15 protein-coding genes are annotated in these 13,739 nt (G+C 71.0%); 7 read left to right on the top strand and 8 right to left on the bottom strand.

Annotation, left to right across the window (positions count from 1 at the left end):
- Positions 1–49: 49 nt before the first annotated feature.
- Together FFT09_RS00525 and arc are read right to left on the bottom strand one after the other, a co-directional pair.
- On the bottom strand, positions 50–406 hold the full coding sequence (locus FFT09_RS00525; protein WP_138381470.1) for a hypothetical protein: 357 nt from the start codon (positions 404–406) through the stop codon (positions 50–52).
- Positions 407–494: 88 nt separating this feature from the next.
- A complete protein-coding gene (gene arc, locus FFT09_RS00520) occupies positions 495–2,303 on the bottom strand; it encodes a proteasome ATPase (RefSeq protein ID WP_138381469.1) in 1,809 nt (602 codons plus the stop codon).
- A 342-nt stretch (positions 2,304–2,645) separates the two neighbouring features.
- On the opposite strand from arc, the gene FFT09_RS00510 reads away from it, so the two are divergent.
- Positions 2,646–3,299 (top strand): Rv0361 family membrane protein, encoded by a 654-nt coding sequence (locus tag FFT09_RS00510; RefSeq protein WP_244231112.1) that lies wholly within the window; start codon positions 2,646–2,648, stop codon positions 3,297–3,299.
- 57 nt (positions 3,300–3,356) lie between these two features.
- Positions 3,357–3,827 carry an Rv0361 family membrane protein gene (locus FFT09_RS00505; RefSeq protein WP_081190282.1) on the top strand — a complete coding sequence of 157 codons (471 nt, stop codon included), beginning with the start codon at positions 3,357–3,359 and terminating at the stop codon, positions 3,825–3,827.
- A 14-nt stretch (positions 3,828–3,841) separates the two neighbouring features.
- On the opposite strand, the gene FFT09_RS00500 is transcribed toward FFT09_RS00505, so the two are convergent.
- Both FFT09_RS00500 and FFT09_RS00495 read right to left on the bottom strand, forming a co-directional pair.
- Positions 3,842–4,663, bottom strand: a complete 822-nt coding sequence (locus FFT09_RS00500; protein ID WP_024873732.1) for a tRNA (adenine-N1)-methyltransferase — start codon at positions 4,661–4,663, stop codon at positions 3,842–3,844.
- Between the two features lie 79 nt (positions 4,664–4,742).
- Positions 4,743–5,864, bottom strand: coding sequence for a site-2 protease family protein (locus FFT09_RS00495; protein ID WP_138381985.1), 1,122 nt, complete (start codon positions 5,862–5,864; stop codon positions 4,743–4,745).
- Positions 5,865–6,091: 227 nt separating this feature from the next.
- Here FFT09_RS00495 and FFT09_RS00490 point away from each other — a divergent pair, with 227 nt between their 5' ends.
- The 3 genes from FFT09_RS00490 to FFT09_RS00480 all read left to right on the top strand — a co-directional run bounded on the left by FFT09_RS00490 (position 6,092) and on the right by FFT09_RS00480 (position 8,881).
- Positions 6,092–6,994: a RecB family exonuclease gene (locus FFT09_RS00490; protein WP_081190542.1), complete on the top strand. Its 903-nt coding sequence runs from the start codon at positions 6,092–6,094 to the stop codon at positions 6,992–6,994.
- A gap of 28 nt (positions 6,995–7,022) precedes the next feature.
- Positions 7,023–7,832 carry a thioesterase family protein gene (locus FFT09_RS00485; protein ID WP_425273032.1) on the top strand — a complete coding sequence of 270 codons (810 nt, stop codon included), beginning with the start codon at positions 7,023–7,025 and terminating at the stop codon, positions 7,830–7,832.
- A gap of 119 nt (positions 7,833–7,951) precedes the next feature.
- The gene (locus FFT09_RS00480; protein WP_024873728.1) at positions 7,952–8,881 is read left to right on the top strand and encodes a ParA family protein; all 930 of its coding nucleotides are present in this window, start codon (positions 7,952–7,954) and stop codon (positions 8,879–8,881) included.
- Between the two features lie 13 nt (positions 8,882–8,894).
- Here the strand turns inward: FFT09_RS00480 and hisG are convergent, their stop codons facing one another.
- Positions 8,895–9,740, bottom strand: a complete 846-nt coding sequence (gene hisG, locus FFT09_RS00475; RefSeq protein WP_081190283.1) for an ATP phosphoribosyltransferase — start codon at positions 9,738–9,740, stop codon at positions 8,895–8,897.
- Between the two features lie 126 nt (positions 9,741–9,866).
- A complete protein-coding gene (locus tag FFT09_RS00470) occupies positions 9,867–10,130 on the bottom strand; it encodes a phosphoribosyl-ATP diphosphatase (protein ID WP_081190284.1) in 264 nt (87 codons plus the stop codon).
- Positions 10,131–10,281: 151 nt separating this feature from the next.
- Between FFT09_RS00470 and FFT09_RS00465 the strand changes: the two genes are divergently transcribed.
- Positions 10,282–11,085 (top strand): class I SAM-dependent DNA methyltransferase, encoded by an 804-nt coding sequence (locus FFT09_RS00465; protein ID WP_138381468.1) that lies wholly within the window; start codon positions 10,282–10,284, stop codon positions 11,083–11,085.
- Positions 11,086–11,092: 7 nt separating this feature from the next.
- On the opposite strand, the gene FFT09_RS00460 is transcribed toward FFT09_RS00465, so the two are convergent.
- Entirely contained in the window at positions 11,093–11,779 is a 687-nt protein-coding gene (locus FFT09_RS00460; RefSeq protein ID WP_081190286.1) for an HAD family hydrolase, read from the bottom strand.
- Between the two features lie 191 nt (positions 11,780–11,970).
- Here FFT09_RS00460 and FFT09_RS00455 point away from each other — a divergent pair, with 191 nt between their 5' ends.
- Positions 11,971–12,852, top strand: coding sequence for a PAC2 family protein (locus FFT09_RS00455; protein ID WP_208544319.1), 882 nt, complete (start codon positions 11,971–11,973; stop codon positions 12,850–12,852).
- Positions 12,853–12,876: 24 nt separating this feature from the next.
- On the opposite strand, the gene FFT09_RS00450 is transcribed toward FFT09_RS00455, so the two are convergent.
- A complete protein-coding gene (locus FFT09_RS00450; protein ID WP_167305307.1) occupies positions 12,877–13,701 on the bottom strand; it encodes a metallophosphoesterase family protein in 825 nt (274 codons plus the stop codon).
- Positions 13,702–13,739: the final 38 nt, after the last annotated feature.

Genomic DNA, 13,739 nt, shown 5'->3' with positions numbered 1-13,739 from the left:
GAACGTCACGGTAGGCCGTGTTCCACGCGGGCGCCGGACCGGTCGCGCCTCAGGCGTCCTCGGCTCGGCGGCGCATCAGCTCCAGGAACTGCTCTGCCGTCAGCACCTCGCGGTGGAGCTTCTCCAGCCGCGCGGCCGGCGCCCTGACGTAGCCCTTGCCGAACACGGGCGCGAGCTGCCGCAGGCTCGCCCCGGCCTCCCTGGCGGCGAGCAGGGTCCAGTCCGAGGCGTTGGCACACGCGGTCGACGCCTGCCGCAACTGCCCGAGCAGTTCGATCAGCTCCTCCGCGGTGAGTTCCCCCTCGCGCACGGCGGACGCCGTCCGTTCCAGCCACTCCAGCACCTCGGCCGCCGTCAGGGGTGCGCGGACCCGCGTGTCCCGCTCCGCCGCCGTGTCTTCCGTCATAGGACGAAGCGTATAGGACGTTATACGGATTTCGCCATACGCAGGGGCTCCCGCGAGCGTTGCCGCGAGAGCCCCTGCGACGGTGTCCTCAGAGGTACTGGCCGGTGTTGGTGGCCGTGTCGATCACCCGTCCCGACTCCTGGTTCTTGCCCGTGACCAGAGTGCGGATGTAGACGATGCGCTCGCCCTTCTTGCCCGAGATGCGCGCCCAGTCGTCCGGGTTGGTCGTGTTGGGCAGATCCTCGTTCTCGGCGAACTCGTCCACGATCGCGTCCAGCAGGTGCTGCACCCGCAGCCCCGGCTGGTTGGTCTCCAGCACCGACTTGATCGCCGACTTCTTCGCCCGGTCGACGATGTTCTGGATCATCGCGCCGGAGTTGAAGTCGCGGAAGTACAGGACCTCCTTGTCGCCGTTGGCGTAGGTGACCTCGAGGAACCGGTTCTCGTCGGTTTCCTCGTACATCCGCTCGACCGTGTGCTGGATCATCGCGTCGAGCGTGGCCTGCCGGTCGTCACCGAACTCCCGCAGGTCGTCGCCGTGGATCGGCAGCTCGGCGGTCAGGTACTTCGAGAAGATGTCCTTGGCGCCCTCGGCGTCCGGCCGCTCGATCTTGATCTTCACGTCGAGCCTGCCCGGCCGCAGGATCGCGGGGTCGATCATGTCCTCCCGGTTGGAGGCACCGATGACGATGACGTTCTCCAGCCCCTCAACACCATCGATCTCCGAGAGCAGCTGGGGCACGATCGTCGTCTCCACGTCCGACGACACCCCGCTGCCCCGGGTGCGGAAGATGGATTCCATCTCGTCGAAGAACACGATCACCGGAGTTCCGTCGGACGCCTTCTCCCTCGCCCGCTGGAAAATCATCCTGATGTGCCGCTCGGTCTCACCGACGAACTTGTTGAGCAGCTCGGGGCCCTTGATGTTGAGGAAGAACGACTTCGCGTCCGCAGCACCCCTCGCCTCGGCGACCTGCTTGGCCAGGGAGTTGGCCACCGCCTTGGCGATCAGCGTCTTTCCGCATCCCGGCGGGCCGTAGAGCAGCACGCCCTTGGGTGGACGGAGCTGGTACTGCGTGTAGAGGTCCGCGTGGAGGAACGGCAGCTCGACCGCGTCCCTGATCTGCTCGATCTGCCGGAACAGCCCGCCGATGTCCTCGTAGCGGACGTCCGGCACCTCCTCCAGCACCAGGTCCTCGACCTCGGCCTTGGGCACCCGCTCGTAGGCGTAGCCCGCCTTGGAGTCCACGAGGACCGAATCGCCTGACTTGATCGTCTGCTCGGCCAGCGGTTCGGCCAGCCACACGACACGTTCTTCGTCGGCGTGCCCGACGACCAGCGCGCGGGAACTGCCGCCCTCGACCTCGGGGGCGAGCATCTCCCGCAACGTGCAGACCTCACCCGTGCTCTCGAAGCCGCCGCCCTCGACCACGGTCAGGGCCTCGTTGAGCCGGACACTCTGTCCTCGGCGTAGTTCACCGATCTCCACCGAGGGCGACACGGCGACCCGCATCTTGCGGCCCGACGTGAAGACGTCCACGGTGCTGTCGTCGTAGGCGGCGACGAACACGCCGTAGCCGCTCGGAGGTTGCGCGAGTCGATCGACCTCCTCCCGGAGCGCCAACAGCTGGCTGCGCGCCTCACGCAGGGTTTCGACCAGCTTGTTGTTACGCTCGGTGAGCTGGCTCACGCGCTCGTTGGCCTCGGCGAGCCGCTGCTCCAGAACGCGGTTCTGCCGTGGCGAGTCGGTGAGCTTGCGGCGGAGCAGGGCTACCTCCTCCTCGAGGAAGCGGATCTGACGCTCCTGCTCGCTCGACGGGGTGTCGGTGGCTCCGGCTCCGCTCGTGTCTGAAGAGTCGGCCTCATCGTGCCGACCTCCGGGAAGGTCGTGTTGCATTTCGGCACCTCCTCGGAATGCATTTCTTCCCACGGTACCGGCGATCACCGACATGAAAAGCCCTATCTGCGTGACAGAATCGGCGCGTCGCCCGGTTGCGGCGGAGTACCCGCTGAGACTCCCCCCGACTCCGGGACGCCGCGTTCATCCGCATGCCACAGTGTTTGGTGACGGTGCGTGACGAGTCACCGGGTTCACTGTGCGGCACACGGGCCCGCCGCCACCCGAGAGGGTGCGATACACGCGCCCCGACTCCCTCTACGATCACTCCGTTCGACGGCGGGAACCGGACGACGTGCTCCGGAGTCGAACACCACAGGCGCGCCGAGGAAGGGGAGAACCATGACGTACCCACCACAACCGGGCCAACCGGGCCAGCCCGGGCAGCCGGGCCCGTACGGTCAGCAGCCGCAGGGCTGGGGCCAGCAGCCGCACCATCCCCAGCAGCCCCAGCAACCCCATCCCGGGTACGCGGGCTCGGGCCCGCTGCCCCAGCAGCCCTATCCGCAGCAACCCCAGCAGCCGGGCGCATACCCGGGTGGGCCAGGAGCGCCGGGTGCGGGACAGTACGGTCAGCCCGGCTTCGGGGGCCCGGGCGCGCCACCGCCCAAGAAGAAGACGGGACTGATCGTCGGCATCGCCATCGGGGCCGTGGTCCTCATCGGTGGTGCCGTGGCACTCGTCCTGTTCCTCACCAGCGGCGGTAGCGACAAGGATCAGGTGGAGCAGCTCGCGGACGATTTCGTCACCGCCGTCACCAACCGCGACCCCGATCTCGCGGCCGAGGTGACCTGCACAGACGGCCAGGGGCAACAGCTCGATCCCACGGACATTCCCGAGGGCTTCGAGGTCAGCAGGGATGGTGAGGTGACCGTCGACGGCGACTCCGGCACCATCCCGATCAAGGTCACGCAGGGGGCGCAGGGCAGCCAGTCCGCCACTCTTCCCGCCAGGAAGCAGGACGGGTCCTGGTGCGTCGGACCTCCCCAGACGTGATCCCGGCCACGACGCCGGACCGACCACCGCAGCCCACGACAGAAACCGAGGTCACCGATGACAACGGAACCACCCGCTGACCCGAACCGGCAGCAGGACCAGGCGGCCCAGCCACCCACGTCCGGCCACGAGACCACCACGGGACGGAAGCGGACCAAACTGTTTCTCGGTCTCGGCATCGCCGCCGCGGTGGTGGTCGGCGGCGTCGTCACCCTGACCCTGACACTCGGTGGCGGCGACGACGAGGATCAGGTCGCCGAACTCGCCGACACGGCCGTCACCGCCCTCAACGACCGGGACGCGACCGCGCTGGCCGATGTGTCCTGCGGCGACATCGACGGGGAGGTGGACCCCGGCGAGACCGGCGACATGACGATGGAGCGGGCGGGCGAGGTCACCATCGACGACGACACCGCGCGGATCCCGGTGACCATGAAGATGATGGGCCAGGAGGCGCCGTTCGACCTCGTCGCCGAGAACGCGGGCGGCGACTGGTGCATCAGGACACTGGAGCCCCAGCGGGGCTGAGGCTCCAACCGGCGTCAGCCCCGGCTCGGCCTGCGCTGCGGCCGGGGCGGCGTCACCCCGTCGGCGAGCCTGCGCGTGGTGACGAGAAACGCCGTGTGCCCGATCATCCGGTGCTCGGGCCGCACGGCCAGTCCCACCGCGTGCCACGGCCGCACGAGCGTCTCCCACGCCTCCGGCTCGGTCCAGCACTTCTGCGCACGCAGCGCCTCGACGAAGGTCGACAGCTGGGTCGCGGTCGCGACGTAGCCCACCAGGACCCCACCGGGGACCAGCGCCTCGGCCACGGTGGGCAGCACCTCCCAGGGCGTCAGCATGTCGAGCACCGCCCGGTCGACCTCGCCGGTGTGGGAGGCGAGGTCCGCGACGGTCAGCGTCCAGTTCGGAGGCGCCTCGCCGAAGAACTTCGTCACGTTGCGGACCGCGTGCTCGGCGTGGTCCTCGCGCACCTCGTAGGAGGTCACGCTGCCCTCGGGCCCGGCGGCGCGCAGCAGCGAGCAGGTCAGCGCGCCGGACCCCGCACCGGCCTCGAGAACCCTGGCTCCGGGGAAGATATCGCCCCACATGACGATCTGCGCGGCGTCCTTGGGATAGATGACCTGCGCGCCCCTCGGCATGGACAGCACGTAGTCGGGCAACAGCGGGCGGAGTGCGAGGTACGACGTGCCCTGGGTCGAGGTCACGACACTCCCTTCGGGACTGCCGATCAGAGCGTCGTGCTCAACCGCGCCCCGGTGGGTGTGGTACTCCTGCCCCTCGGCGAGCACGATCGTGTAGTGCCGCCCCTTCGGATCGGTCAACTGCACCCGGTCACCCGCGCGAAACGGCCCTGCTGACACCGCACCTCCAGTCCACGCTCGTCCGCCGTGCGCGAGACGAGACCGCACGGAATCGTCGCAGACCCGCTCGCGACACCACTCACCCGGTCCGGTCGCTCGCGCCGTGACCGCCGCGCGGCAGTGGCTCCGCGAGCGCGGCGCGCAGATCCTCCCTCAGCAGCACCCCAATGGGCCTGCCGTCGGTGTCCACGACGAGGAACTGCGCGGTGGGCACCTCGCCCACGTGCTCGGCGATCTCGTCGGCCGAGTCGGACGTGAGCAGCACGGTCTCGGCGCGGATCGGCTCGGCGGCCTGCTCGGCCGGTGCCTGCGGCGACGAGGCCGCGAGCCGGGTGGCGGAGGCCGGGTCCAGCAGTCCGGCGGCCACACCGTCGGCGCGCACCAGCACCACACCGCGCCCGGCCGAGGCCGTGAGAGCGGCCGAGACCGGGCTTTCGGCGGGCAACTGCAACACGGGCCGCACGAGGTCGGTCACCCGTAGCCCCTCCGGCCAGGGGCGGCGGCCGTCCGCCGCGAACTCCGTGGTGGCGCCCATGGCCACGAACCAGGCCGTGACGAGGCACACCCCGAGCCGCAACCACCGGTCGTCACTGCCCTGTGCCACTCCCCACAGCGCCCAGCCCAGCAGTGCGACGGCCACCAGGCCGCCCCCCGCCACCGCCACCCTGGTGCCCACGGAGCGCGTGCCGAGCAGGGCCCACACACCGGAGCGCAACAGCCGGCCACCGTCGAGCGGCAGCCCGGGAAGCAGATTGAACACTCCGACGGCCAGGTTGGCGACCGCGCACTGCGCCACCAGCAGCCACACGGGCCCCTCGGTGGGCACCGCCAGCAGGAGCAACCAGCACACGAACGCGAGCGCCAGCGACACCACCGGGCCCGCGACCGCGATCAGTGCCTCCTGCCCCGGGCGGCGCGGCGACCGGACGACCTCCGACAACCCGCCGAGCAGGAACAACCGCACCCGCCGCACCGGGACGCCGAGCCGGAGCGCGACGAGGCAGTGCCCGAGCTCGTGCGCCAGCACCGAGCCGCCGAGCAGGACGGCGAAGGCACCGGCCAGAACGGCCGAAAGGCCCAGGTCCGCACCGGGCAGCAACCCACTCACCAGCGGGGTGTAGAGCGCCACGACGAGCAGCGAGCCGATCCACCACGACGGGGCCAGCTGCACCGGCACCCCGCCGACGCGAAAGAGCAGCAACCCGCCGTCCGCGGAGCCGGAACTCCGGGACCAGTCGTGGTGGTACTCGCCGGCCGCGTGCACCCGTCGAGGGTAGAACGTGCCGTGTCAGAAGCCCGTGACCTCCCGCGTGCCCGTGTGTCGACCGCGGCCGGGCCCGCGACGGGGACGCGGGGACGACGTCGGCCGACACACCGCCCGCCACGGGCCGCACCGAGCTGTCGTGGGATGCCGTTACGCTGCCCGGCATGGCGAACGGCAGCACGACCACCGGCACCGCGCCCGCCCCCCGGCCGACCGGCGGGGCGACGCGCCGCCCGGCGCTGTCCCCGTCGCGGGCCAGCGACTTCAAGCAGTGCCCGCTGCTCTACCGGTTCCGCGCCGTGGACCGGCTGCCCGAGACGCCCACGCGAGCGCAGGTACGCGGCACGCTCGTCCACTCGGTGCTGGAGCGGGTGTTCGCGCTGGACCGGGCCGAGCGCACGCCCGACCGCGCCAGGGATCTGCTGCGGCCCACCTGGTCCCAGCTCTCCGAGGAGTGTCCGGAGTGGATGGAGCTGTTCGACGACGCGGGATCGGGCGACGAACTCGCGGAGTGGTTCCGCTCCGCCGAGACACTCCTCGACTCGTACTTCGCGCTGGAGGACCCGCGCAGGCTCGACCCGGAGGCGTGCGAACTGCATGTGGAGACCGAACTGGGCTCGGGCGTGCTGCTGCGCGGCTACATCGACCGCCTCGACGTCGCGCCCACCGGCGAGATCCGGGTCGTGGACTACAAGACCGGGGCGGCGCCGAGACAGATCGGCGAGGCCAAGGCCCTGTTCCAGATGAAGTTCTACGCCGTGGTGCTGTGGCGGCTTCGCGGCATCGTGCCCCGCCAGCTCAAGCTGCTTTACCTGAGGGACGGTCAGGAGCTGGCCTATACACCGGACGAGCCTGAGCTCGCTCGCTTCGAGCGCACGCTGGAGGCCATCTGGCAGGCCATTCTGAAGGCGGGCCGCACCGGTGACTTCCGGCCCAGCCCGAGCAAGTTGTGCGGCTGGTGCTCCCACCAGGCGCTGTGCCCGTCGTTCGGAGGAACCCCGCCCGAGTATCCGGGCTGGCCCGAGCCCGACCCGGGCGAGGAGTCGCTGTTGGACCGTGCCGACTGAGCGCGCGGTGGAAGGAGTGCAGGACACGGTGACTGAGTCGTTGGCGGCATCGTCGGCATCGTCGGCGTTTCCGGCGTTCTACCAGTCCCGCGGGCCAGGCCGGTACCTGCCCACGCACCACACCGCCGGTCCGTGGTCGCCCGACGCCCAGCACTTCGGGCCGCCGTCGGCCCTGCTGGTGCGGGAGCTGGAGCGGCTGGCCGACGGCGGCAAGCGACTCGCCAGGGTGACGGTGGAGATCCTCGGCCCCGCCCCGCTGACCGAACTGACCGTGTCGGCGCAGGTCTCGCGTCCCGGCCGGTCGGTGGAGCTGGTGTCGGCCCGGCTCGCGGCCGGTGACCGCACCGTGGCCGTCGCGTCGGCGTGGCGCCTGGCCGGCACGGACACCCGGGAGGCCGCCACGGCCGACGGACCGTCGGGGCCGACGGCCGACGAGTGCCCCCGGGCCTCTTGGCCCGAGGCGTGGCTCGGCGGCTACCTCGACGCCGTCGAGTGGCGCGTGGCGCGCGGCGACGTGGCGGGGCCCGGCCCCAGCGCCGTGTGGGCCAGGCAGCGGGTCGCGCTCGTCGACGACGAGGTGCCGAGCCCGTGGCAGCGGCTGTTCGCGATCGCGGACTCGGGCAGCGGCGTGTCGAACGTGCTCGATCCCACCCGGTGGCTGTTCATCAACTCGGAACTCACCGTGCATCTGCTGCGGGAGCCCGAGGGCGAGTGGATCGGCATGGCCGCCGAGACCTCCGTCGGTCCGCGCGGCGTGGGCACGGCACGGAGCACGCTGTCGGACGCCGGGGGCACGGTGGCCTTCGGCACGCAGGCGCTGCTCGTGCGACCCCGGTGAGCCGGTCCTTCCCGCGCTGGTCACGCCGATGCGCGTCCGACTCGCGACGAGACCGTGACTGACGCGGCGTCGTTGATCCACTACCCTGCTCGCAAACCACGAGACGGGAGCTGGGCACTGTGCAGATCACCTCGGTGGTCAACCAGAAGGGCGGGGTCGGCAAGACGGCGCTGAGCGTGGGTGCCGCCGCCGCCCTGGCCGAGCGGGGCCGGAGGGTGCTCCTCATCGACCTCGACCCGCAGGGACACGCCACGACCGAGATGCTGGGGCTGCCCGAACCGCCGCCCGAGGCGCCGAGCCTCGCGAAGGCGCTGACCAAGGCGTGGCGCGGTCCGGTGGAGGAACTGGTGGTCTCGCACCCGAGGTGCAACGTGGGACGGGGTGGTGCGTTCGACGTGCTGCCGACCTCGCCGGGGATGTTCGACCTGGTGCGGCGGTTGGACCAGTTCCGGGTGCCGGGATGGCAGCTCGCGCGGGTGATCCAGTTCGCGGGCTACGACCACGTGGTCATCGACTGCCCGCCCGCGCTGGACGTGCTGACCAACAACGCGCTGGTGGCGAGCCACGGAGTGCTGATCCCGGTGCAGCCGGACCGCACGAGCATCCGCGCGCTGCGGCTGATGCGCGAGCAGATCAGCTACCTGGAGTCGGCGGTGGGACGGCCACCGGTCACCTACTACGGGCTCGTGCCCGGGCTCTACCGGCGCCCACTCTCCGCCTACGCCGCGGCGGCGCTGCGGGAGCTACAGAACATGGGCATCCCCGTGCTCGCCCACGTCCCGCTCGGGGTGGTCGTCAACGAGGCGGGCTCCCGGGGCGTGCCCGTCACCACGTTCGCCCCCGAGACGGCACAGGCGGCGGCGTTCCACGAGATCGCGCGGGTGCTCGACACCGCGACGGCCGCCGAGGCGACTCCGCCGAACCCGCCCGAGCAGGACTTCGTGTTTGAGGACTTCATCGCTGACGTGTCGAGCGCCCGCTCGGCCAACGACAGCGGCTCCCGCCGCAGGCTCTACGACCTGCTGCCGAAACGCCACCGCCCGAACTGAGCCCGCGCCCACCTCAGAGCCGGCAGGAACGGATGTCGGAGGCCAGCACCGCTCGCGCTCCGACGGCGGCCAGCTCGTCCATGACCGCGTTGACCTGCTTGCGTGACACCATCGCGCGCACGGCCACCCAGTCGTCGTGGGCCAGCGGCGCGACCGTCGGCGACTCGAGACCGGGCGTGATGGCGATGGCCTTCTGCAACAGCTCTCGTGGGCAGTCGTAGTCGAGCATCATGTACTGCTGCGCGAACACGACACCCTGCAACCGCGCCGCGAGCTGGTCCCTCGGCCGCGAGGGCTGCGAGCCGGCCCGGTGGACGAGTACCGCCTCGGACACGCAGATGGGATCGCCGAACGCGACGAGGTCGTGCTGACGCAGCGTGCGCCCCGAGCCCACCACGTCGGCGATGGCGTCGGCCACCCCGAGCTGTACCGAGATCTCCACGGCACCGTCCAGCCGGATGACCTCGGCCTCGACGCCGTGCCGTGCCAGGTCGTCGCGCACGAGTCTCGGGTACGACGTCGCCAGCCGCCTGCCCCGCAGGTCGCCCACCGTCCAGTCCCGGCCCTTCGGTGCGGCGTAGCGGAACGTGGAGCCGCCGAACCCGAGGGACAGCGTCTCCTCCACCGGCGCCCCGGAGTCCAGCGCGAGATCGCGCCCGGTGATGCCGAGGTCCAGCTCCCCCGACCCCACGTAGATCGGGATGTCCTTGGGCCGCAGGAAGAAGAACTCGACCTCGTTGACCTGGTCGAGCACCGTGAGGTCGCGCTGTTCATGTCGCTGCCGGTAGCCCGCCTCACCGAGCATGTCCGACGACGGTCCCGCCAGCGCACCCTTGTTGGGCACCGCGACCCGCAGCATGGTGATGTCCTTCCTCACGTGGCAGTGTGGCAGTGTGGAATTGGTGCGTCCGGGACCCGCGTCCCGCGCACCGTTCACTTCACCGGTTTCCGGCGCGCGGCGCCACCCGGTTTCACGAGATGGCACTCACAGGTGCCGGTAGACGTCGTCGAGCGTGACGCCCCGGCCCAGCATCAGCACCTGAATCCGGTACAGCAGTTGGGAGATCTCCTCGGCCAGCCGCTCGTCCGACTCGTGCTCGGCGGCGATCCACACCTCGCCCGCCTCTTCCAGGACCTTCTTGCCCTGGGCATGAACTCCGGCCGCCAGCGCCTCGACGGTTCCCGACCCCTCGGGTCGGGTGCGGGCCCGCTCGGTCAGCTCGGCGTACAGCTCGTCGAAGGTCTTCACGACACCGATCCTCGCATCCGGTGGCCCTTTCCCGTCGGGCGGCCCGGCCCCGGCGCGGAACAACACCACACTCGTCGCGGTTGACTTCGGTGACGGAATCCACTGTGCTGAATTCCGATCCTTCGGCACGCGGCAACAGAAAGGTCGTGGTATGGAAAACGGTGGGTTACCGAACGGCGACGTGGCCTCCCGGCCCGTGCGGCTGCACCGTGACGTGCGGCTGCCGGACGACGTGGAGCACATCGACCAGGACGCCGAGTACTGTTCCGTGTTCGCCGACGGGGCATGGCAACGCATTCGGTTCCACGACTACCGGCGCATTTTCTCCATTCCGGGGTTGTACGAGCATCTTTTCCACGATCTTCTCGACTGCCGTTCTCCCGACGTGGTCGCCAAGTTGCTGAAAGAGGAACTCCAGCGCGACGGTGTCGCAGCGCACTCGCTGCGGGTGCTCGACCTCGGCGCGGGCAACGGCCTCGTCGGCGAGCAGCTCCGCACGGTCGGAGCCGGGGAGCTGGTCGGCGTGGACATCCTCCCCGAAGCCAGGGCCGCGGCCCTGCGGGACCGGCCCGAGGTCTACGACGCCTACCACGTCGTGGACATGACCGCCCTCGCCGAGCCGGAGCGGGCGGCGCTGGCCGCGCCACGGTTCACCGCGCTGGCCTGCGTGGCCGCACTCGGCTACGGCGACATCCCGCCCTCGGCCTTCCGCGCGGCCTTCAACCTCGTCGCCGAGGGCGGCTGGATCGCGTTCACCATCAAGGACCGGTTCCTCTCGGAGGCCGACACCTCGGGCTTCGCGCGGCTCGTCTCGCGCTGCACCGAGGCCGGGCTGTTGCGCGTTCGCACCTCACAGCGCTACCGGCACCGGCTCGACGTCCGCGGCGAGCCGCTGAACTACGTGGCGCTCGTGGGCACGAAGCGGGCGGACATCCCCGAGGACCTCCTCGGCTGAGCGCGCGTCACCCTGCCCGCGCCAGCTCCGCCAGCGCGGGCAGGTCGAAGCCCACCAGCGAATCGCGAAACGACCGGCGCGGCCCCCCGGGCACGGAGACGTCGTTGGGGACGACGAGCACGGTGCACCCCGCCGCGGTGGCGGAGTCCGCGCCCACCGGGGAGTCCTCCACGGCGACGCACTGCCGAGGGTCGACTCCCAGCAGCCGCGCGGCCCGGAGGTAGGGCTCGGGGTGTGGTTTGTTCAGACCGTCCACCTCGTCGCCACAGACGGTGATGTCGAACATCTCGTGCCCGATCGTGCGCAGCGCGAGGTCGGTCAGCTCCCGCTCGGTGGAGGTCACCAGCGCTGACGGCACACCGGCGGTACGTACGGCCACGAGCGCGTCGCGCGCGCCGTCGCGCCACGGGAGCGCGTCGGCGAACAGGGTGGCCGTGCGCGCGCGGATCCACCCGGCGACCTCGGCGATGTCGCCCTCCCCCGCGGTGCTTCCGGTCAGCTCCAGCAGGAAACGGCAGGTGACCGCCATGTTGGAGCCGACAAGCGTCGCGCGCTGAGCCGGGCTCAGGGTGCCACCCAGCCGCTCCACCGCCTCGTGCAGAGCGATGTCCCACAACTTCTCGGAATCGACGAGCGTGCCGTCCATGTCCCAGAGCACGGCGGCGACTCCGTCCACAGCGGACGGTCTTCCCACGACTTCTCCTCGCTACTCGACTCGACCGGACTCGCCCGGCCCCGGCACCGCCACACCGCACGCCGACGTCGTGGCGGCACGGGGCGGGCGCCCCGGACAGCCTACGGTGACACCGTCCCGGCGGGCCCGGGCCGGGCGTGGGGGCAGGACGGATTCCCTGAGCGACCGCATCGCGCCGTACGCTGGTGACCGTGAGCACGCCCTTCGACGAGACGACACGGGACACCTCGGAGCCGAAGCCGGTGATGATCCTGGCTTTCGAGGGCTGGAACGACGCAGGTGACGCGGCCACCACGGCCGTCGAGCACCTCCAGCTGAACTGGGACGCCACACCCCTGACCGAGATCGACCCGGACGACTACTACGACTTCCAGGTGAGCCGCCCCACGGTACGGCTGGTCGACGGCGTGACCAGACGGGTCGAATGGCCCACGACGAGACTGGTGGTGTGCCGGCCGGAAGGCTACGACCGCGACATCGTGCTCGTGCACGGACCGGAGCCGAACATGCGCTGGCGGGCGTTCTGCGACGAGCTGCTGACCCAGGTGGACCAGCTCGGTGTCGCCACGGTGGTCACGCTGGGTGCGCTCATGGCCGACACGGCGCACACCCGGCCGGTTCCGGTCACCGGTACCGCCTACGACGCCGACGCCGCCGCCCGGTTCGGCCTCGAACGCAGCCGGTACGAGGGCCCGACGGGGATCGTGGGGGTGTTCCAGGACGCCTGTGTCAGGGCCGGGGTGCCCGCCGTGTCGCTGTGGGCCGCCGTGCCGCACTACGTGTCGCACCCGCCCTCGCCCAAGGCCACGCTCGCGCTGCTGCGCAAGCTGGAGGACGTCCTCGACGTCCGCATCCCGCTGGGCGCGCTGCCCGAGCAGGCCGAGGAGTGGCAGCAGACGGTCACCGACATGGCCGACGAGGACGACGAGGTCAGCGAGTACGTGCGCAGCCTGGAGGAACGCGGTGACGCGGAGATCGTGCTCGACGAGGACAGCGGAGACAAGCTCGCGGCGGAGTTCGAGCGCTACCTGCGCAGGCACCGGCCGGACGGCGGCGCGGGCCCGGCACGCTGAGCGTTCGCCCGCGCGCCCCCGGCGTCACAGCAGCCGCCGCACCGGCACCGCTCCCCGCGCACGGCGGCTCCACTCACGGGGATAGCCGAGCGAGACCTCCTCGAAGCGCACGCCGTCCTGGTGGGTGGTGCGTGGGATGTGCAGGTGCCCGTACACGGCGACCTCGGCCCGGAAGCGCCGATGCCAGTCCGCGGTCTCCTCGGTGCCGCACCACATCGCGAACTCGGGGTAGTAGAGCGGCGCCGTGGGGTGACGGTGCAGCGGCCAGTGCGACACGAGCACCGTGCCGTGGTCGTCGGGGATGTCGGCGAGTCGCTTCTCGCTGATCTCCAGCCTGCGCGCGCACCAGTCCCGCCTGCTCGGGTGCGGGTCGGGGTGCAGCAGGTACTCGTCGGTACAGACCACCCCGGCCTCCCGGGCCTGCCGCATCGCCTCCGCCAGCGGCGCTCCCGTCGCGGCGGGTGTGCGCCAGCTGTAGTCGTAGAGCACGAACAAGGGCGCCACCGTGAGCGGCCGTTCGCCGTGTGGCCACACCGCGAACTCGTCCTCCGGGGTCAGCACGTCCACGGCCCGGCACCGGCGCACGAGTTCCTCGTAGCGATCCTGCCCGCGTCGCTGGTCGGGATCGTTCGCGGTCGTCCACAACTCGTGGTTGCCGGGAACCCACACGACGGTCGCGAACCGTTCCCGCAGCCTCGCGAGGGTGTCGGCGACGACGTCGACGCGCTCGGCCACGTCACCGGCGACAATCAGCCAGTCCTCGGGGCTCTCGGGGGAGATCGCGTCGACGAAGCCCTCGTTTCCCCGATGCGTCACGTGCAGGTCGCTGGTGGCGTAGAGGTTCGGCACGGGCTCCACGGTAATCGCGCGACCGGGGCGAGGTCGAC

This window comes from Saccharomonospora piscinae, from assembly GCF_005862235.1.
GTDB classification, from domain to species: Bacteria; Actinomycetota; Actinomycetes; order Mycobacteriales; family Pseudonocardiaceae; genus Saccharomonospora; species Saccharomonospora piscinae.
Note: the sequence above shows the minus strand (reverse complement) of the source record. Positions and strands in the feature narration are given on the sequence as shown.